The organism is Wolbachia endosymbiont (group A) of Therophilus tumidulus (assembly GCF_964277345.1).
Taxonomy (GTDB): Bacteria; Pseudomonadota; Alphaproteobacteria; order Rickettsiales; family Anaplasmataceae; genus Wolbachia; species Wolbachia pipientis.
This window is the reverse complement of sequence record NZ_OZ195515.1, coordinates 1,097,973-1,117,822: the sequence shown is the minus strand read 5'-3', so window position 1 is coordinate 1,117,822 and position 19,850 is coordinate 1,097,973. Positions and strand designations below refer to the sequence as shown.

General features: G+C 35.6%; 17 protein-coding genes and 1 tRNA gene. 5 read left to right on the top strand and 13 right to left on the bottom strand.

What is annotated here, in order from left to right; genetic code table 11:
* Nucleotides 1-48 precede the first annotated feature (48 nt).
* On the bottom strand, nucleotides 49-525 hold the full coding sequence (locus ACICQD_RS05900; RefSeq protein ID WP_010082496.1) for an RDD family protein: 477 nt from the start codon (nucleotides 523-525) through the stop codon (nucleotides 49-51).
* A 54-nt stretch (nucleotides 526-579) separates the two neighbouring features.
* Here ACICQD_RS05900 and ACICQD_RS05895 point away from each other — a divergent pair, with 54 nt between their 5' ends.
* Nucleotides 580-708 carry a hypothetical protein gene (locus ACICQD_RS05895; protein ID WP_256359310.1) on the top strand — a complete coding sequence of 43 codons (129 nt, stop codon included), beginning with the start codon at nucleotides 580-582 and terminating at the stop codon, nucleotides 706-708.
* 78 nt (nucleotides 709-786) lie between these two features.
* Here the strand turns inward: ACICQD_RS05895 and ACICQD_RS05890 are convergent.
* A protein-coding gene (locus tag ACICQD_RS05890; protein ID WP_395461446.1) for an IS5 family transposase occupies nucleotides 787-1,613 on the bottom strand; the annotation gives its coding sequence in 2 pieces (ribosomal slippage) (nucleotides 787-1,226 and nucleotides 1,226-1,613; 828 coding nt in all).
* A 39-nt stretch (nucleotides 1,614-1,652) separates the two neighbouring features.
* Entirely contained in the window at nucleotides 1,653-1,994 is a 342-nt protein-coding gene (locus ACICQD_RS05885; protein ID WP_395461749.1) for an RDD family protein, read from the bottom strand.
* A gap of 145 nt (nucleotides 1,995-2,139) precedes the next feature.
* Here ACICQD_RS05885 and icd point away from each other — a divergent pair, with 145 nt between their 5' ends.
* The 3 genes from icd (at nucleotide 2,140) to nth (ending at nucleotide 5,564) form a co-directional block, all read left to right on the top strand.
* Nucleotides 2,140-3,558: an isocitrate dehydrogenase gene (gene icd, locus ACICQD_RS05880; protein WP_264374215.1), complete on the top strand. Its 1,419-nt coding sequence runs from the start codon at nucleotides 2,140-2,142 to the stop codon at nucleotides 3,556-3,558.
* A gap of 82 nt (nucleotides 3,559-3,640) precedes the next feature.
* Complete coding sequence (locus ACICQD_RS05875; RefSeq protein WP_264373693.1) at nucleotides 3,641-4,888, top strand: molecular chaperone DnaJ; 1,248 nt, start codon at nucleotides 3,641-3,643, stop codon at nucleotides 4,886-4,888.
* A 37-nt stretch (nucleotides 4,889-4,925) separates the two neighbouring features.
* Complete coding sequence (gene nth, locus ACICQD_RS05870; RefSeq protein WP_065106881.1) at nucleotides 4,926-5,564, top strand: endonuclease III; 639 nt, start codon at nucleotides 4,926-4,928, stop codon at nucleotides 5,562-5,564.
* Between the two features lie 646 nt (nucleotides 5,565-6,210).
* Here nth and dapE read toward each other — a convergent pair.
* On the bottom strand, nucleotides 6,211-7,407 hold the full coding sequence (gene dapE / locus ACICQD_RS05865; protein ID WP_010082500.1) for a succinyl-diaminopimelate desuccinylase: 1,197 nt from the start codon (nucleotides 7,405-7,407) through the stop codon (nucleotides 6,211-6,213).
* A 42-nt stretch (nucleotides 7,408-7,449) separates the two neighbouring features.
* Here dapE and ACICQD_RS05860 point away from each other — a divergent pair, with 42 nt between their 5' ends.
* Nucleotides 7,450-8,706, top strand: a complete 1,257-nt coding sequence (locus ACICQD_RS05860) for an iron-containing alcohol dehydrogenase (RefSeq protein WP_010082501.1) — start codon at nucleotides 7,450-7,452, stop codon at nucleotides 8,704-8,706.
* A gap of 170 nt (nucleotides 8,707-8,876) precedes the next feature.
* On the opposite strand, the gene ACICQD_RS05855 is transcribed toward ACICQD_RS05860, so the two are convergent.
* The 9 genes from ACICQD_RS05855 to ACICQD_RS05815 form a co-directional block, all read right to left on the bottom strand.
* Nucleotides 8,877-8,949 (bottom strand) — tRNA-Met (locus ACICQD_RS05855).
* Nucleotides 8,949-10,241: an adenylosuccinate lyase gene (gene purB, locus ACICQD_RS05850; RefSeq protein ID WP_395461748.1), complete on the bottom strand. Its 1,293-nt coding sequence runs from the start codon at nucleotides 10,239-10,241 to the stop codon at nucleotides 8,949-8,951. The genes ACICQD_RS05855 and purB overlap by 1 nt, the downstream gene beginning before the upstream one ends.
* A complete protein-coding gene (locus tag ACICQD_RS05845; RefSeq protein ID WP_077188215.1) occupies nucleotides 10,238-10,471 on the bottom strand; it encodes a hypothetical protein in 234 nt (77 codons plus the stop codon). Before ACICQD_RS05845 ends, purB begins: the two co-directional genes overlap by 4 nt.
* A 6-nt stretch (nucleotides 10,472-10,477) precedes the next feature.
* On the bottom strand, nucleotides 10,478-11,032 hold the full coding sequence (gene rplI, locus ACICQD_RS05840; protein WP_006279792.1) for a 50S ribosomal protein L9: 555 nt from the start codon (nucleotides 11,030-11,032) through the stop codon (nucleotides 10,478-10,480).
* A 7-nt stretch (nucleotides 11,033-11,039) separates the two neighbouring features.
* Complete coding sequence (rpsR, locus tag ACICQD_RS05835) at nucleotides 11,040-11,315, bottom strand: 30S ribosomal protein S18 (RefSeq protein WP_007548890.1); 276 nt, start codon at nucleotides 11,313-11,315, stop codon at nucleotides 11,040-11,042.
* A complete protein-coding gene (locus ACICQD_RS05830; protein ID WP_010082465.1) occupies nucleotides 11,315-12,088 on the bottom strand; it encodes a 30S ribosomal protein S6 in 774 nt (257 codons plus the stop codon). Before ACICQD_RS05830 ends, rpsR begins: the two co-directional genes overlap by 1 nt.
* Before the next feature lie 48 nt (nucleotides 12,089-12,136).
* The gene (gene dnaE, locus ACICQD_RS05825) at nucleotides 12,137-15,466 is read right to left on the bottom strand and encodes a DNA polymerase III subunit alpha (RefSeq protein WP_395461830.1); all 3,330 of its coding nucleotides are present in this window, start codon (nucleotides 15,464-15,466) and stop codon (nucleotides 12,137-12,139) included.
* Nucleotides 15,467-16,163: 697 nt separating this feature from the next.
* Nucleotides 16,164-18,254 (bottom strand): hypothetical protein, encoded by a 2,091-nt coding sequence (locus ACICQD_RS05820; protein ID WP_395461747.1) that lies wholly within the window; start codon nucleotides 18,252-18,254, stop codon nucleotides 16,164-16,166.
* Nucleotides 18,255-18,262: 8 nt separating this feature from the next.
* Complete coding sequence (locus ACICQD_RS05815; protein ID WP_395461746.1) at nucleotides 18,263-19,735, bottom strand: hypothetical protein; 1,473 nt, start codon at nucleotides 19,733-19,735, stop codon at nucleotides 18,263-18,265.
* Nucleotides 19,736-19,850: the final 115 nt, after the last annotated feature.

The following is a 19,850-nucleotide window of genomic DNA, read 5'->3' as shown; positions in this document are numbered from 1 at the left end:
CGTGACACTGGAATGACACCCTTGGTGGCAGACAGCTAAAGGAAAATATCAACTAGGTTTATAATCTATCACTACCGTGTTTGCAATTTTGTCGTGAAAAGCTTGTTTATGTTCATCACCTACTGCACATACTAAAACTAAGATTAGTATAGCTAAGAATAAAATGGGATTACAAAGTGATATGCAATAAATTATAAAAAGAGCTATAGTCCTTTTCATTGCTTGCATTGTAGTGATTGACTCAAATGTATCTTTGTCTTTTACACGCATGCTAAATAACAAGTGTCCTGGAGTGCCGCCAAATTTTACTAGCATGAATATATGAAATATACATGGTATCATTAAAAATAAAGAAAATACAATCGTGGTGATTACAATTATTGCACCCATGATCCCTTGTATTGCGTGTGTAAGTGAGAAATCCACCGCCATTAAACCAAATGGTATTGCGATAAATAAAATACAATCAACTATAAATGCTAGAGTACGTCTTGTCATCGTTGAGTAGTTTACTTTTTTATCCATGTACTACCTATAAAGAAAAATATCAACTAGATTTATAGTCTATCACTACTGTTTTTGCAATTTTATCGTAAAAAGTCTGTTTGCGTTGATCAAATACTGCAAACAAAAATAAAATTAGCACAATTAAAAGATATAGAAAAGTATAACCATGATAATGCAGATGAAGCAAAAAGCGAAAAATAATCCAGATGCTTCCCTTAGAAATACATCTTATTGTTGCTTGCATAAGGGTAACATTTGTAAATAGACCTCTTTCGAAACTCATATAGACAGCTCAAAATTGTGAATTCCTGCTATTAAATTGAATCTCAAGCCAAAACGTTTTCTCCGATTGCGGTATCTGTCTGCAATAATTTTGAATCTTTTTAACAGACCAATTACATTCTCAACTACTACTCTTTTGCTTGCTAGCTCCCGATTTTCTACCTTTTTTTCCTTAATTAAGGGACTCTTTTTCATCCTTCTGTGTGGCAACTCGACATTTTTGTGAATTTTCTGAAAACCTCTATAGCCAGCATCGGCTAAAACTTTTATACCTTCTGATACATGCACTTTTGACTCCTTGAAAAGCCGAAAGTCATGCTTTCTCCCGTTTGAAAATGACGTACAAATAATTTTCTTGCTCTTCTTTTCTGCAATTATTTGTGTTTTTAGCGTATGTTTTTTCTTCTTTCCTGAATAAAATCTTTTCTGCTTTTTTTTGGTCTCTCTACAGGTGTTTCCGTTGCATCAATCACCAAAATCTCATATTTCACGTCGCTTTTTAGGAGTTCTTTTCGTCCTGGCAATGCGAAATCTTGGTGTTGTATTAGAGTATCCTCTACCCATTTTACAGTTTTATATGCCGTACTTTCACTTACTCCATAACTTTGACTTATGTGAAAATATGTACGGTATTCTCGTAAGTATTCTAATACCATGAGCAGCATATTCTCCTCGTTTAGCTTATTTTTCCTTCCTCCTTTGGCTTTCTTTTTTTTATTTTCTTCACATAAAATCCCTACCATTTTGTTAAATGTTGATCTCTTTACTCCTGTTAGTCGACGAAACTCCCCTTTATCGAGCTCTTTCACTATTTCATACTTCATTTCTCCTTACCTCAAAATTACTATTTTTACTGCTTTATCCTAGTTTCGAAAGAAGTCTAATGTATTAGCATCTTTAATATGCATACCACACAATAGTTTTCCTGGGGTACCACCAAGTTTTGTTACCATTAATATTTTGGATATTGTTAGTACTAATGTTGCGACCACTGTAGAAACTATAAATGGTATTTCTGTTGCTAGTTGTGCAAGTTCCTGAAAAGAGTCTTTATCTTTATCTTGATCTTGTAATGATACGATGAATACACCATAGATAAAACCGAAGATAAAATGAGGGGAAAATATGATGAGGTCAAGTATTTCTGCTACAATACGCCTTGTAAATCCTACATAATTTACTTTAACATTTATTTCAGTATTCATAACCCCACCTATATTTCATAATATCATCATATGATATAAAAATACGTTATTAAATAACCGTAAATATACTAACTTGGGTAATATTAGCTACTTGTGCCACTCTATTATTTAAATTAATATTAAATCATTTATAACTAGGGAAGTTATGTCAACACTAATCACAGTTGCATATGGCGACGGTATCGGACCAGAAATCATGGAAGCGGTGCTGTCGATATTGCGCGAAGCAGAAGCGGAAATCTCAATAGATATTATTGAAATAGGGGAGCGTGTTTACAGTAAAGAATGGTCTCACGGAATTTCTCCAAGTGGTTGGGAATCAATTGAAAGGACAAAAATATTATTAAAATCTCCGACAACAACTCCTCAAGGTAAAGGGCACAAAAGCTTAAACGTTGCACTCAGAAAAAATCTAGGGTTGTATGCAAATATCAGACCATGCATTTCATATCATCCTGTTATAGAAAATAAATTCGATAAGTTTGATATCGTAGTGATACGTGAAAATGAAGAGGACGTTTACACCGGAATAGAGCATAGGCTCACTGGTGACTCTTACCAATGCACTAAAATTATTACTAGATCTGGCTCAGAGAAAATATGCAGGTACGCTTTTGAATACGCGAAAAAACACAACAGAAAAAAAGTAACTTGCCTGACTAAAGATAATATAATGAAAATGACTGACGGAACTTTCCATGCCGCGTTTGATCGCATTGCAAAGGAATACCCAGATATAAAGGCAGAACATTATATAGTTGATATTGGAATGGCGCGTGTTGCAACAGAACCGGAGAATTTTGATGTTATAGTAACCGAGAACTTATATGGCGACATATTATCAGATATAGTCGCACAAACCTCTGGATCTGTGGGGCTTGCCGGAAGTAGCAACATCGGGAATGAATACGCAATGTTTGAAGCAGTGCACGGTTCTGCCCCTGATATTGCAGGAAAAAACATAGCCAATCCTTCTGGTCTTTTAAATGCTGCAGTGCATATGCTAATTTACATAGGTCAAGTGGGTACTGCAAAACTAATCTACGATGCATGGCTCAAGACTTTGGAGGATGGAATACACACTGCCGATTTATATAAGGAGAAAAGAAGTAAACAGAAAGTTGGTACAAAAGAATTTGCAGGAGCTATTATAGGGAATCTAGGAAAGAAGCCTGCAATATTATCTGAGCTTACAGTCGGTAGCAGTACAAATAGCAAAATAAGTGAAATACAAAATAGCTACGAACAGGATTACAAAGTTAGAAAGCTAGTTGGTAGCGATATAACGCTTGCCTGGAGTAAGCCGGCTGATTTTGACCAAATAGTGAAGTTGTTTGAAACAAGTAATCCGCAGATTATAGCAATATATTCAAAAGGCCTTGCGATTTGGCCAGGAAGTTCAAAGTCTTCAAGTGACCAAATAACCTGCAGGTTCATTGCAAATAATGAAATTACAAATAGTGATGTGAATAACTTGCTAATCAAATTTGAGGAACATAATTTTGATGTGGTGAGAATGGATAAGTTGTATTTGTATGATGGGAAAGAGGGTTTCTTCTCTTAGTGGTTGCTTGATATTTTTATGCTTGTGTGAAACATTAAATATATTATACTAATAGTATCGTGTATTTATGTGAGGTGTAGTAATGAGTCAACATTTTAAGTTAACTGGTCAGGAGTTTTATGATAATAATGATCTGTTTAACGTACTAGAGATAAAAGCTGAACAAATTGTAGGTAAGGATTATCAAGCTCTTAGCAAGTTTCTGAAAAAACAATATAATAAATTGATACTTGTAAACCATCCTGACAAAGGTGGAGACAAAAATAGATTTGATCAGATTTATAAAGCTTATCAAGAGCTAAAAAAGTACATTGAACCTTTAGAGTCAGGAAATCCTTGTGTTAAAGTCAGTGTTGGTGCTGAAAGTAATGGACGTTTAACAGAACGTGAATTTCATTATAGGAAGAAGCTGTTCGATACACTAGGGATTGGTGAAGAAGCTATAGGTAAAGATTTTGATGAATTGACTTCTATATTAAAAAAGAATGATCGTTCGTTTGAAGAGGATTTCAAATACTGTTTTTCAAGAGATGCTTTGAGCAATCTTTCTAGATCGTTGAACCCTGGCGAGCTTGATAAACGCTTATCAAAACCTAGTATGCGGCTATTTCTTTATATTTTTCCTCTAAAGGAAAAAAAGGACCTAGTAGATGAGGATAAAAAAGAATTAGCGTTAAGATTTATAGAACGTAAAAATGCCTTACTACTTATTCGGGCTCTTAGTGTTCTACCCTTAAGCCTGTTAACTACAGTTACTATAGGTTGCTATTTTTCATGGTGGATCATAGCATTTAACATCGCTATTAGTAGAGCCTTTGGTTTATTAGTGAATTATTATATGGAAAAGTATAAAAATTCAGAAATTTCCACTGATGAATTCATAAGTAAAATGAACTATATCGCGCTAGGCAGTAAGCTTCTTATCAACTATCCTTTAGCTGCTTTTTCTGTTTATCTACTTACAACAAATTTCATTGCTAATAGATTAACTATTGGCGGAGGTATACTTGGCTCTCTACTTACATTAGCAATATTAATTGAAGTTCTAGCTTCTGTCTTTTCAAAAGGTTGTGAAATATATGCCGAGAAGCACGCAAAAGATTTACTCGAAGAAGATCCAAGGGATAGAGTGCAAAAGGAAACTGATCTGTTAGGACGGTATGACCCGCGAAAACTATTAATGCCGATAATTATGCCTCTTGTTAGAAAGTGTTTCGCAGAGGTGGCTAACGAATTTGCTGAGAGGAATTTCGATGAAGTGAACACTAATATGTCTGATGTTAACGCTAAACAGCCGTCTGGACCTCAAAAGCAAATTCTTGCACAATAAGAGGTTGGCAGTATAGTATAAGCTTTTAGCTCTATGCATGGACTCAAAAAAAGTAGAACTGATATTTGAAAAATTCAAGCAATCAAATCCTGCACCAAAAATAGAGCTGAATTATACCAATGATTTTACGTTATTAGTTGCGATAGTTCTATCAGCGCGAACAACTGATATAAGCGTTAATAAAATTACAAAGGAGCTATTTAGTATCACTGATACGCCAGAAAAAATGCTGAGTTTTGGGCAGAGTGAGCTAAGAAAATGCATAAGCAGTATTGGTTTATATAATTCCAAAGCAAAAAATATAATCGGGCTTAGTAAAATATTGGTAGAACGATACGACAGCAAAGTACCTACTAATTTCGATGATTTGGTATCTTTACCAGGGGTTGGGAGAAAGAGCGCTAATGTGTTCTTAAATTCGGGGCTTGGCATTCCAACGTTGGCAGTTGACACTCATGTTTTTAGAGTGAGCAATAGAGTTGGGCTTGTGAAAGAAAAAGATGTGTTTAAAACAGAGCAATCTCTTTTAAATGTAGTTCCAAAAGAATACCTGCTTTATGCTCATCACTGGCTAGTTTTGCATGGTAGATATGTTTGCAAAGCACAAAAACCTTCGTGTGAAGCGTGTATAATTCATGATTTATGTGAGTTTGAGTGCAAAAGGTATAAGGTCTAGTATTTCTTCTTTTGTCATTCAAGTAGCTCCTATGATGTCATTCCAGTCTGGAATCCAGATTGGACACTGGGTTATAAAAGTATAGCTTCTACGTCATACCGCCGCGGTATCTCTAGATCCCGCTAACATGTAGCGGGATAACGGTTGTCGTTTAGCTATAAATATTAAGAAATTTACCAAATGAAAAAAAAGGCAAAAGAAGCCCTGGTCATTGTCTATTTTCAGTATTGGCGTTTTTTAAGTCTTAAACACTGCAATTTAGCTGCTTTTAAATGCAACTCACCTTAGTTTAAATGTTTAAGAAATTTACTAAGCAGAAAAAAAGGCAAAAGAAATCCCGTGTTAGCTAGTTGTCACTCTCTAATCCTGCAAATTGGCGTACTATACTGTCTTAAACGACTTATAAGCGCGTTTCAGCTTATATAGGTAAAAACCCAGAAATGTTGTGAAGACATAAGGTGCACATAGTGCAAAAAATTAAAAATAAGACGCCAACTACGTTGTTTTCTTGCTGTTTAATCTGCACAGATGAAGATAACTGAATACCTTCAGTATCATGATAAGAGGGCTGGCGAGGTTTGTCAAGTAAGTTTTTCGTTTCTCAACACGCTGCCAAAAGTTTATTATGCAAGAGATCTGATTATATCTAAGCTAACAATGGACCACTAGATATATTACTAACCACGTTGACCTGATTCAATATTTTATTAGTGGGATTGAAATAATTTTCTATAAATTCCTTATATATAGCTGTTAACTTGTGTATATCGTTTACTGATACGCATTCGTTTATCTGATGTGCGGTTTTGTTGATTATACCAAATTCAATCACTGGACAAACATCTTTGATAAACGCAGCGTCAGATGTGCCACCACTTGTGCTAAGTATAGCATCAATGTTGGTAACCTTACTTATTGCATCAAGCATAATATCAGTATTTCTATCGGGAGTAGAGAGGAAAACGTCCCTGCTGCTATGCATAGAAAGTTTATAATCGTTAGTTACACTGGAGCATATTTCATCAATCAGCTTATATAAGCCACCCGGTGTTTGTTCATTGTTATATCGAATGTTAAAACGTGTAGTTGCTGAGCCAGGTATTAGATTGCTAGTATTATTTCCAACATCGATAGTAGTAACTTCGCAATGTGAAGGCTGAAAATATTTATTACCATGATCAAAAGTAGTATTTTTTACCTTACTCAATATCGATATTACCTTATATATTGGATTGTCTGCTAGGTCTGGGTAGGCAACGTGCCCTTGTTTTCCATGGCAAATTAATTCAAATGTTACAGAACCTCTTCTGCCTATTTTTATGGTATCACCTAATTTCTCACTACTGGTTGGTTCGCCAACCACACAAAAATCTATCTTTTTCTGCTTATTTTTCATCCATTCCAAAACTGCCTTTGTTCCATATTCTTCCATGCTTTCTTCAGCACTGGTAATCAATGCACTTATTGAACCATTGAACTGAAACTTCTCTGCAATCAAATTTACCATAGCAGCAATAAATGCAGCTACTCCGCTTTTCATATCAGCGGCCCCTCTTCCATATAGCATTCCATCCCTCACTTCTGGTTTAAATGGACCAAATGCCCAATCTTTTAACTGACCCGGTGGTACAACATCAACGTGCCCAGCAAAGCACAAATTTGGTACTCCATTTATATATTTCGCATAAAGATTTTTAACTTTATCACCAAATTCTAAAATCTCACAATCAAAGCCGCTCTTCTTGAAGATTGTTGCTATATACTCTATTGCCCCGCTGTCTTCTGGTGTTATACTCTCAAAAGAGATCAATTTCCTAGTTAGCTCTACAGGGTCAATTTTCATGTCAATCTTAAAATACTTATACTGCTATATTGTAAACACTCTATGCACTATTTAAAACAAATATTACATCAAACCGAACAAACTTTTCTAAGGGAAGTAATAACAGATTACCACCTTGCTGATGATATCTATGAAATATGCACACAACACGGAAATGACATCTTTCTAGTTGCAGATGAAAATACAGCAAAACTTTTAAACAAAAACGTATTTAATAAAATTTCTCATTTAATTATTCCAACCCCACCTGCCATTCCAGTGTCACGCGCTGGGATGACATCAAGTAGAGAAATGACACCAAGCAGAGCTGCCTCTCTTGAAACCGTAAATCTAGTGAGAAACAAAGTAAAAGACAGTGACTTAATAGTTGCATTTGGTAGCGGCACCGTTAACGATATCTGCAAATATGCAAGCTACCTCGAGAAAAAAGATTATATATCCTTTCCAACAGCCGCTTCTATGAATGGATATACATCCGCAAATGCTTCAATATTAGTAAATGGATATAAAAAATCGTTCAAAGCACATCTTCCAAGAGCAATATATATAGATATAGACATACTTGCCAATGCGCCACTGCGCCTCACATTAAGCGGATTTGCAGATTTCATTTGTCGTTCAACAGTTCAGGCTGACTGGCTACTATCTCATTTGTTGCTTAGCACAGAATACAATGAATTACCTTTTACACTTGTTCACGATTTGGAGCAAATTTTGCTAAGAGAATATACGGCGCTTACTAAAAGAAGTGGAAAAGAGGTCCTATTACTTATGGAAGTTCTACTAATTTCAGGACTTGGAATGGTGATGTCAAAAGGCAGCTATTCTGCAAGCCAAGGAGAGCATATGATAGCTCACGCAATGGAAATGGTAACAAAAGATTATTCCTCACTACATGGTGAAAAAATTGCTGTCACAACGATTACTATGGCTAATTTACAGGAAAAGATATTATCAATACAAAACCCGATTATCAAACCGACCACTTTAGATGTAAAACATATAACTCAGTACTTTGATAATATCGAATTTGTAAGAACTTTTGAACAGAAGCAAATTATGCAGCAAAAAATCCAAGAGATTATTTGTAAAGAATGGCATAATATTTCCAGTTTAATTAAGCAAAATTTACTACCTGCAAAACACCTGCAAAAAATATTTGAAGATCTATCAATTCCACACTTACCAGAGCACCTCAGTTGGAATAAAGAACAATATTGTAAAGTGGTCGATCTTGCGTTTACAACAAGAGATAGATTCACCTTTCTTGACTTAGCTAACTGCATAGAAGAAAGTTAAGTTTTGTAGTGAAATTCTGTCATTTAAAGAGATCATAGGCCAAAAGCTAAACCCTTTTCACAATCTCTTATCCATTGTCTCCTCACCTGAGTGGATATACAACTCATTCCAAGTAACTGACACTGGGTTTCACCAATAGCACTGTTTTGCTAAACATAGTTTAGTTCGAGTGGCTGAGGAGGGACTTGAACCCCCGACCAAGAGATTATGATCCTCCTGCTCTACCAACTGAGCTACTCAGCCTAATTAAAAACCTTATTATACACACGATCTATATGTTTCGTATAATACTTCAAATCAAACAAAGATTCAAGTTTTTCCGAGTTAATAACCTTAAGTAAGGGTTTATCTTGTTTCAATTCGGCCAGAAAATCACTGTTGTTTTGTTTCACTTTCATTGTATTGCTCTGAACAATTTTATACGCCTCTTCCCTCGCCAAACCACTATTTACTAACTCAAGCAATACACGCTGTGAGAAAACTAAACCTTTTGAAGAATTTAAGTTCTTTTCAATGTTTTCCTTATTGATCACCAATTTATCTATCAAATCTGTTAATCGCACTAAAGCAAAATCCATTGTTATACAAGCATCAGGAGCAATGCATCTTTCCACAGACGAGTGTGATATATCACGTTCGTGCCACAATGCAACATTTTCTAACGCAGGAAAAACATAACTGCGTATTAAACGTGAGAGTCCAGTCAGATTTTCACTTAAAATAGGATTACATTTGTGTGGCATAGCAGAGCTTCCCTTCTGCCCAGTGGAAAAATGCTCAGAAATTTCGCCGATTTCAGTTCTTTGCAAATGACGAATTTCAACAGCAACATTTTCTATTGAACTTGCAATTACTCCCAAAACTGAAAAGAACATGGCATGTCTATCACGAGGAATGATTTGAGATGATATGGTTTCAGGTATGAGTCCCATTTCTTTCGCTACATATTCTTCAACAAACGGATCAACATTTGCAAAATTGCCTACTGCACCTGATATTTTACAAATTGAGATCTCTTTTTGCGCGCTAATTAATCTCTGATAATTGCGTTTAAATTCAGCATAAAATCTGGCAAATTTTATTCCAAGAGTTGTTGGTTCTGCATGCATTCCGTGACTGCGTCCAACACAAACAATATCTTTATAGTCCTCAGCTTTTTTTTTCAATGCTGCAAGTAAATTTTTTAGATTCTCGAGCAAAATATCACAGGACTCTTTCAGTTGCACCGCAAGGCATGTATCCAAAACATCAGAACTTGTCATTCCATAATGAAGATAACGAACATCAACTCCCGCTTTTTTAGCAATATATGTCAGAAAAGCTATAACATCATGTTTTACAATGGATTCAATTTCGTTGATACATTCAACATCAAATTCAATAGCACCAGAGAGGTTCTCAGCAATATTATTCGGAATCACTCCTAACTTTGCTTGAGCTTCACACGCTAATTTTTCTATTTTAAGCCATATATTAAATTTATTATTTTCCTCCCAAATGGAAGACATTTCTTTTCTGCTATAGCGGGGAATCATTTTTGATTTATTCCAATAATGGTGTCATTCCAGTGCGTGACACTGGAATCCAGATATAAAAGTATTTGCAAATTATTCAATGGACAACGGATTCTAGAAGCATAAAATAATGTCCATGATGAAATAAACTGGATCCCAGTGTCACGCACTGGGATGACATGAGGGAAGCACTGGGATGACACCAGCTTAGCCATGGCAGACATTTCTTTACGACTATAACAAGGGATCATCTTTGATCAGCTATCATCACCATCAGTAGCTTCTTTATTCGCATCTTGCTCTGCCTCTTGTTGCTCAGACTTCTGATTTTGCAATTTTACTTGCCTTAGCTCATTTGCATCTGTTTCGGATTTCACGACGTATATAGTAATTGGTACTACTACTTCACTATGTAATTCTACGTTTACTTGGTATTCACCCAAGTTTTTGATGCTTACTCCACCAAAAGATAAACTACGGTGATCTATCACATGTCCTTCTTGTAGTAAAATTTTCGCAATTTCACGTGTTGTTACAGAACCAAAAATTTTACCATCCTCTGAAGCTTGCTTTATTAATACCACAAACTTATCATGTAGTGACAACGCAAGCTCTTTTGCTACATTTAATCTTTTTATATTCTCTTCTTCCAGTAATAAACGTTGCTCCTCTAGCTTTGTTAAATTTTCCTTGGTAGCTTTCACCGCTTTTCTTTGTGGAAAAAGAAAATTACGTGCATAACCTGGTTTAACTTTGACAACTTCACCAAGCTTACCTAAAGTCCTTATATTTTCCTTTAAAATTATCAACATAAATTACCTAAACTTTTTTAGTACAGTAAGGAATAAGAGCTAAAAAACGTGCCCTTATGATCGCTAAGCGTAACTTCCTTTGTTTTTTTGCACATACGCCTGTTAATCTTCTAGGTAATATCCTACCATAGTCAGAGGTAAACTTGGATAATAAATCTATATTCTTATAATCTATGTCTTCATCTTTAGACGCAGCAAGAGGGCAAACTTTAGAACGCCTAAAGCCAGTCCTATTATTTACAGATACGTAAGAATTATTAAAACTATTTCGTCTTTTCATCATTATGCGCTTTGCTCCTCAATTTGTTTATTCATCATATGAGATTTACCTTCAAAAATTTTATCAACCTGCACAGGAAAGTGGCGAATAACGTTCTCATTAAGTTTCATTCTACGCATAAATTCATCCAGAATGCTTGCAGTAGAACTTATGCACATTATACAATAATGACCGCTCTTCATTTTATTTTTGTGATATGCAAAATCCAAAAGACCCCAATGTTCATACTTGATTAATCCTGATGCTTCAATGTTTTTCAAAAGCATTTCCAACGCTTTGCTCGATTGAGTTGGACCGTTTATTCTAAAATCTTTCAAAATATCTTGAAAAATCTTTATTAGATGTTCTGAAATATTTCTCTTCAAAGCATTTACTGCGTTATGGATAAACGCACTTTTAGTACTGCCTCCTAGAAATTTTGTAAAATCTTGCGTTATTCCTAAATCTTTTAGGTCATCTTTCAACTCTTTATCGATTTTTGACTTCACTTCTTTCAAATTTGAAAGATCTTCTTCTAATTCAACCCATAAAATTTTTGTAAGATCTTCCAAGAAGTCAGAGTAAGCAACTAGACTTTCTTTAATGTCCTCAGCACGCACTTCTAACTCTTGTTTTGTAAGCTTGTCATTTCCTTTTTTCAGAATATCCCTGATTTGCTGGAACATAATATCTGCTTTAATATTTTTCAATGAAACAGCTAGCTCTTGGACCATCTCCTCTACTTCTTGCTGTAACAATCCTTGTTGTGCTATAAAAGTAAATTCATAAAGATTCACTATATCTTCCTTTAATACCGATTAAATATTTCATTATATAAAGCTTTTTTATATAAGCAAGTTATTTGTATTAATTTCTACGCCTTTAATCCAGCTTAAATTAGATATTTCATAAATTACTTGAGGAGCAATTGAGTATGCACCTGGTAATAAGATGCTCACTTTATGTTTTTCGAGAAGAAGTTTTAGCATTATTTTGGTTCTGCCTTCATCTTTCAATATTGTGTTTAATTCCATAGCGGCTTTTTGCGAATCCGTGCACTCAGTGGTGAGAACTAATTCTTTTATTGTAGAAGTGACTCTTTTTGTAAACTCAGATATATCCTTGCCTGCTAATCTTGTTGTATTTTCCGAAGCTTCAAGATCAATTATCACAAACGTTCCTGGTGAAAATAAATCTCTTTTTTCTTCTATTATTTCATTATTATAGAATGCTATTTCAGAAACGTTATGGGGATCAGAAAGTGTGAGGATAACAAACCTTCCACGCTCTGAAGTTCTCATACGTGCATTTAATATTACCCCAGCAGTTTTTGCTGTTCTATTTTCTCCGATAAACCCAATATTTAACTTTTCCAGAAGAGTTCTAAATTTTTCAAGCGGATGATTAGTTAAATAAAATCCTAGTGAAAATAACTCATGTTCTAATTTTTCCTCTTCATCAAAATCTTCCACATTCTCAAGTTTCGGTTTGAGGACATCAAGACTACCAAACAAAGCAGCTTGACTTGATTCTCTATCCTGTTTGTTTTTATTTGCAAAGTAAATCAGCGTGTCCATTGACTCATATAGCTGCTTTCTGTTCTTATGCACGCTATCGAATGCTCCGGATTTAATCAGGCTTTCTAGCGCTCTCTTATTTATTATATGACCTGAATTTTGAATGAATTCCCATATGTCCTTACAAGCGCTTGAACGTACGTTCACTATTCCTTCCGCTATAGAAAAACCAACATTCCTCAAGGCAGCAATACCATAACGTATGCGTTCATCCTCTATTGAGAATTCAGCTTGAGACTTGTTTATATCAGGTGAAAGAACGGTAACGCCACTAAACTTTGCTGCATGATAAAATAAATTCAGTTTATCTCTATCATCAATATTCAGATTCATTAGTGCTGTAAAAAATTCTAATGGATAATTAGCTTTAAGGTAAGCCGTTTGATAAGATATCACCGCATATGCTGCAGCATGAGATTTATTGAACCCATAACCAGCAAATTTTGCAACAAGGTCAAAGATATAACTTGCCCTGTCGTAATCAACGCCATTCTTCGTTGCCCCTTGGATGAAAAGTTCACGTTGTTTATCCATCTCTTCCTTGATTTTCTTACCCATAGCACGTCTCAGCAAATCTGCTTCCGCTAAGCTATACCCGGAAAGAATACGGGCTATTTCCATCACTTGTTCTTGGTAAATTATTACCCCAAATGTCTCTTTTAATACTTCCTCAAGTAACGGATGAATATAATCTGGCTTTTCAAGTCCATGTTTTCTTGCAACATAAGTTGGAATGTTATCCATAGGTCCTGGACGATAAAGGGAAATTAAAGCGATAATATCTTCAATGCAGTCCGGTTTTAGTTTAATTAAAGCTTCTCTCATTCCCGAACTTTCAAGCTGAAACACTCCAATTGAATCACCGCTTGAGAGTATCTCATAGGTTTTTTGATCATTCAAAGAAACTGAAGAAATATCAATCTTTTTTCCATCACGATTAATTAAACGACATACATGATCTATTAGCGTTAGCGTACCAAGCCCAAGAAAATCAAATTTTATTAGCCCAGCTTTCTCCACATATTTCATGCTGTATTGAGTGATTGGCAAAGCTGAATTTGGATCATAATACACAGGAACAAAATTTTCCAACTTTTGATCACATATTACAATTCCAGCAGCATGAGTTGAAACGTGACGATATATTCCTTCAAGCTTAAGAGATATATCAAGAAGCTTTGCAATTACCTCATCACTATCCCGCTCTTTCTGCAGGTTTTGATCAAACTCTATCGCTTGTGATAAAGTTACAGGATTTACTGGATTAAATGGAACCATTTTAGATATTTTATCCACTTGAGAGTAAGGCATTTGCAATACTCTACCAACATCACGCAATACTGCCCTTGCCTGCAATTTACCAAAAGTGATTATTTGAGCAACATAACCGTACTTTTTCTGAACATAATCAATAACCAGGTCCCTTTTCTCTTGGCAGAAATCGATATCAAAGTCAGGCATCGATACACGATCAGGATTCAAAAATCTTTCAAATATTAGGCCAAACTTTATTGGATCAAGGTCTGTAATCTGCAAGCCCCAAGCAACAATTGATCCAGCACCAGAGCCTCTTCCTGGACCAACTGGAATGCCATTTGCTTTGCTCCAACGAATGAAATCAGAAACTATCAAAAAGTAGCCAGCGTAGTTCATCGAAGTTATCACACTCAGTTCGTAATTCAGCCGATCGTAGTATTGTTTAAGGTCTATGTCTGTCTCATTCGCAATACGGAATTCTAATCCTGCAACTGCCTGCTCCCTCAGTTCTTCATTCTCAGTTTTATTTTCTCGACAAGGAAATTTAGGCAAAATAGGCTGCCTGCTTCTTGGCATGTAAGAGCACCGCTTAGCTATCACTAAAGTGTTATGAATTGCTTCGGGAATGTCGCTGAACAGCTCCTCCATTTCTGCCACAGACTTGAAGTAATGCTCGGTAGTTAACTTCTTTCTGTTATTCTCCAGGGCATAACTCCCCTCCGATATACACGTTAATATATCATAAGCCTCATAGTCAGACCTATTTGGAAAAAACACATCGTTCGTTGCAACTAGTGGTATATTGCGCTGATAAGCAAAGTCTATCAAAGCTTCTTCAAGCTCTAGCTCTTTATTCAGCCCATGACGCTGCAATTCAACATATAAATGACCATTGAATGCTGAAAGCAGTTTTTCAACCGTTTCTTTATCTTGCCCCAACAATGGTTGAGCCAAACATCCACCGGTTAAAGCGATCAGACCCGTACTTAAATTCAATAGCTCATCAAAATCAACGTAAGGAATATCGCTGTTATTCTTGCGCTTTCTAAAAGACTCACTCACCAAAGTGACTAAATTAGTGTACCCTTGCTCATTTTTTGCAAGCAATAATATAGGTAAATTTTGTTCTGAATGTTTAACTATAATATTGCATCCTATTATTAGCTGTATTCCCCTACTTGCCGCATATTCTGCAAACTCAAGTGAACCAAATAAATTACCTGAATCAGTAATTGCAACCGCTGGCATTTTATTTCGCAAACAAAGGCCGATCAGCTCCTCAATTTTAACCGAGCTTTCAAGCAGCGAATAAACACTATGAACACGTAAGTGTATGAACATAAGAAACTTTAGATCAACAAAAAAGGATAACATTAATTTACTCATGAGAACATAATTTTCATGAGAACAAAAGCCTATAAAATTCTAAAATTAAAATACAAAAACTTACTTGACAAACTCCGCCAGCTCCCTTATCATGATAAGTATAACAATGTTACAAAAAATAATATCATAGAATTCAGTAGGATAATTCCTAGAAAACCCCTACATACTAAAAAAAGCAAAATGCTGTTAAAATGAGCTTAAGAATAAATAGCAAACATCTAACATAACGAGTCTATTTGTAAATCAGGTGAGGCTTATCCTATAGAAAGCTTTCGAACTACGCAAGCGTATCTTTTGCCTTTAGTATTTCTTTATTGTTTAAGATAACTGTCTGAGCTCCTCTGCCTTAGCATTATATCTCCACTTTCTGCAAGTTATTCCATTAAGTAGTAAAAATATTAGACTTGCCGCAAAACTAAGAAAAAAAGACCAAAGATAGAGCAGATTGAACTTACAGTAAAAATAGAACAAAAAAACTCCAACAATAAATTATACAAACTTCATCAGGTTAACTTTAACTTAAGAAAACATAAATCAAATTTTCTTGCTCAAAGACCTTGCTTTTTCTCCAACCTTACTCAACCGTACTCTAGCTTAATGCATAATTTTACCCATAAACAACCTTATCTTTGGTACTTTTATTAGTTACAAGTCATCTAGAAAACCCAGATGCTCTACGAAGCCCACCAATCAATATCAGATCCTGCTCTTGTCCTACAGCATTTAATATAGCGTATAACAAAACCATCGCATCTCCCCCAGTAATACGCTTGCATCCTCCACAAAATTCGTATTCACTTAACTGTCGATTTGCCTCCACCCTTTTTCGTTCAACTTGTTCTGCGGTGTTAGCATACTTCAACTCTATTCCAATTGGATGAGTATCATCATTTTCCGCAGATTTTGATAATACTAGGTCTATTTTCCTTCCTCTCTGTAGCTGGAACTCAATAATTACCTTGGCAGGATTATCGCAACTTTGAAATATCCCACGCAACAAAGCCTGAAATTTAGCTTCATTGTTCACGAGTAGACGGTTTCCATTTAATAACGGAGACAACAGACGAGAAATCTCATTAAATAAAACTTCATACCTAGCCCTGTACTCACCATTAACATTACTATCATTACTAAAATTAGGCTCAGCACTCATCAACTGATCTGCAAGTTGATGTAAATTCCTAACATTACCCATTTGTTCTGAAAACCTTCCCTCGAAATAACCTTCACTATGAGAACGTGAGTAAGCACGTAGTGATTCGAATTTCTTTGCAGAAGCCACTTCCAGATGACCCTGGACATCTACTTCACAAAGTACTTGACGCACCTTAGCATCATCTGTGGCTTGAGGCAGTAACGACAGGTTCAATGCCTTGTCTGGTAAAGTCTGCCACTTTAAACGACGAAAAATGTGAAGCACAAAAAAAACAATATTTGATAAAAATAGAGCTAAAGTTAACGCATGGCTTACAATATCTGCTGCATCTCCCCTACCACCTGTACGTTTCATTTTCTCTCCCTGAGAGTGGTTAAATAGATACTTGGTAACCCTTACCTCCCGCCCATCATTTGTTTCTAAGTCCCTCCTTGTAGATAAAACATTTCCAAAAACAAACGATGATGTACAGGAAAAAGTGTTACAATGAGGCGATTGAGTGAACTCTGATGCTATGGGTTGTAAAAAACGTTTTACATTTCCCCTAACTCCATTTCCATGAGGATGTAGTAAACCCGGTATTAAGGAAAGACCACCTTCTGAAAAGGCCTGCACAGAAGTTCGGAGACCAGCACCTCCACGTAATTGAAAATTTAACGCTACACAAACAGCACTTGGTGATGAGGTATGAATAGGCAAAGACGAAACAGAACAACTTTTAGCATAATCTTTAGCTTGCTCTAATCCTTCCTCATCACCAACCTTCAACTCAATTATAATTGGAACCGAATCATTTGTCTGATCAACACCACGAACAAGCAAAACAACATCTGCATAACCTTTTCCTATAAGTAGCTCTGGGTAGAAATCAGCCACAGCTCGGTATCTAAAATTTACTAAAAACCCACACAGAAAACCGTGGTAATCAGACTCTGCACGAAACACTAAGCTATCTTCATGTTCATCATGGATATCAATAACATATTCCAAAATTCTTTTAACATTAGTACGCACTTCTCCTGTATCGTCATTTGCCAACTCACTCATCAGGTCTAACAATTCACCTTGTTCTCTGATTGGGTTAATTTCATGAAAAATTGGAGCTCCAGGTTCATCACGTTGAGGAAATCTATCTATTTCATGAATAAACCTACATTCTTCTCCAAACCGAAATATTTTATACTCTTCCCAATCCAGATCCTCATCTTCCTGTAATTCTTGTGGAAGATTCTCTTCTACCTGCTGCTTCTCTTCTGCACTAAACCTTGACCCAGGGCTGTTCTCATTATCAGCAACAGTATAACACCTGACTATTCTTCTATTTTCTTTATTAGTGAGAACAGCAACTTTTAGATTTCCATAATTGTCAAAACGAAAATAGACTCTTTCATCTTCAACTAATATACCTGCATCATGTGCAGTAGAAAACATACCAAAAAAGAATGTAGGAAAAAAGCCAGGCTTATTAGCCGAATGCAAAAAAGATGGACAGTTGTTTAAAAAACCTACAAATTGTCTACTAAACTCATCACAACCTCCACTTAATAAAGCCCTAACTAATTCACGATCTTCATTATTACCATGCATAAATACTCCTATTTGTTAACAACTGCAGCAGGCGAAATACTAACATTAGTACCCACTAACGTAGATTGAGGACCTTCAGTGCTAGCAGAGAATAAATTCAAATTTCTCGCTGACTTACACAACTCTTCTATTAAATTGCAGGAGCTAGTTGCATCTATCATCTTAGAATTCCTTGTTTTATCTAAACTATTTGCTATCCTCTCTTTTAATGATTTAAAGCTTTTGTCTGAACAACAATCTTTAGCAAACTTTAAAATACTCAAGACCAAATCAACTTTTTCACCATCGCCAGCACTTTGAGTATCCTTGCTGTTCTCCTGATCTACAATCAAATTTGAAATTGCATTTTCCATTGCAACAAAAGCAATCCTATCTTTAAAAGGATCGACAACATTTATTTTATTTTGGTTAAATACACTAGATTCCCAAAGACTGCTAATAGCTGACCTTGCTTCATTCCTGTTATCCAAGTCATAATCTTTAGAAACTACAACAAATGAAAGCGATGAGAGAAGATGTGCATATCCTCTAGGTGAAAGCATTTTCTCTGCTTCAGATCTTGAACATCCCTCGCTCAAGTACTGGATAACATACTTAGTTGTGCAAAGAAAACCGTGCTCTACTAAGTAACTAAGAGGACGATAGATCACACCCCTATCTTTCTTATTCGGTAGCCCAAGTAGTGACTTATGATCTACTTTTGCGCTTATGACTTTACCTAGAAGGGAATTTAAGGTAGAAGCAAGTTTATAGCTAGATTGCAATGGAGATAATTTTGCAATAGCAGAAACTAGCAATTTTTCTCTCTCTTCTTTCACTAATTTTTCTTCAGAACACAGACGATTATAGAAGTGTTCCACTCCCTTACTCCACTTGAAATCTACAGCCTTATTAAATCCATCTTCTGCTTCTATATTTTCTCTAAGGTTACCTGATTCTTGATCAATCCAGAAATTGAAAACAGGATCACGTCTTCCCATGGAACTTAACAATTCAACTCTTGCAAGCTTATCACTGCAAGCTAAATTCCTATCTTCCTCACATGCACCTTTATGAGATAAGTCAGATCTAAAAGACTCTAACGCCTTGTCAAATAATTGCTTAATTTCACTCTCTACACACTCAATACATGCTATTTTATATATAGCAAATGGATTCAACACACCTGATTTAGCTAATTCTCCTACCAATTTAGCAACATCTAGTGTCGCACCTGACCAACAGGATTCATCACGAAACGCATTACATAAGAGGTCCGATTGCTCAACGGTTAGACCCTCTACTGTTACAGGGTGAGACTTGACCCATTCCTCAATAGCTGAAGTTCTATCACCTTTAACAACATCCTTCAGCTTACTTATTACTTTGCTAGAGATAATCTCTTTATTTTTTTTAGGATCAGAACTGAGACGAGATCTTTTGCTTGGGCCTGCATTACCCTTCAAATCTTCCGTTCCACGTTTAGTTTTACTTTTTGGCATCTAATTACCTCAAAATCAAATATTCAATGAAGGTATTATACAAGCATTAGAATAATATATAAATCGAAAAATTAGTGTGCACCTAAATTTAAGCAGTAATTATAGACCTGCTGCA

What these genes read in the sequence shown, in the direction of transcription:
- rplI (WP_006279792.1), bottom strand. Translation starts at nt 11,032, where the DNA reads ATGTTGATAATTTTAAAGGAAAATATAAGGACTTTAGGTAAGCTTGGT.
- ACICQD_RS05845 (WP_077188215.1), bottom strand. Translation starts at nt 10,471, where the DNA reads ATGATCCCTTGTTATAGTCGTAAAGAAATGTCTGCCATGGCTAAGCTG.
- ACICQD_RS05900 (WP_010082496.1), bottom strand. Translation starts at nt 525, where the DNA reads ATGGATAAAAAAGTAAACTACTCAACGATGACAAGACGTACTCTAGCA.
- ACICQD_RS05820 (WP_395461747.1), bottom strand. Translation starts at nt 18,254, where the DNA reads ATGCATGGTAATAATGAAGATCGTGAATTAGTTAGGGCTTTATTAAGT.
- ACICQD_RS05885 (WP_395461749.1), bottom strand. Translation starts at nt 1,994, where the DNA reads ATGAATACTGAAATAAATGTTAAAGTAAATTATGTAGGATTTACAAGG.
- dnaE (WP_395461830.1), bottom strand. Translation starts at nt 15,466, where the DNA reads ATGTTCATACACTTACGTGTTCATAGTGTTTATTCGCTGCTTGAAAGC.
- ACICQD_RS05875 (WP_264373693.1), top strand. Translation starts at nt 3,641, where the DNA reads ATGAGTCAACATTTTAAGTTAACTGGTCAGGAGTTTTATGATAATAAT.
- ACICQD_RS05815 (WP_395461746.1), bottom strand. Translation starts at nt 19,735, where the DNA reads ATGCCAAAAAGTAAAACTAAACGTGGAACGGAAGATTTGAAGGGTAAT.
- icd (WP_264374215.1), top strand. Translation starts at nt 2,140, where the DNA reads ATGTCAACACTAATCACAGTTGCATATGGCGACGGTATCGGACCAGAA.
- dapE (WP_010082500.1), bottom strand. Translation starts at nt 7,407, where the DNA reads ATGAAAATTGACCCTGTAGAGCTAACTAGGAAATTGATCTCTTTTGAG.
- ACICQD_RS05860 (WP_010082501.1), top strand. Translation starts at nt 7,450, where the DNA reads ATGCACTATTTAAAACAAATATTACATCAAACCGAACAAACTTTTCTA.
- purB (WP_395461748.1), bottom strand. Translation starts at nt 10,241, where the DNA reads ATGATTCCCCGCTATAGCAGAAAAGAAATGTCTTCCATTTGGGAGGAA.
- nth (WP_065106881.1), top strand. Translation starts at nt 4,926, where the DNA reads ATGGACTCAAAAAAAGTAGAACTGATATTTGAAAAATTCAAGCAATCA.
- rpsR (WP_007548890.1), bottom strand. Translation starts at nt 11,315, where the DNA reads ATGATGAAAAGACGAAATAGTTTTAATAATTCTTACGTATCTGTAAAT.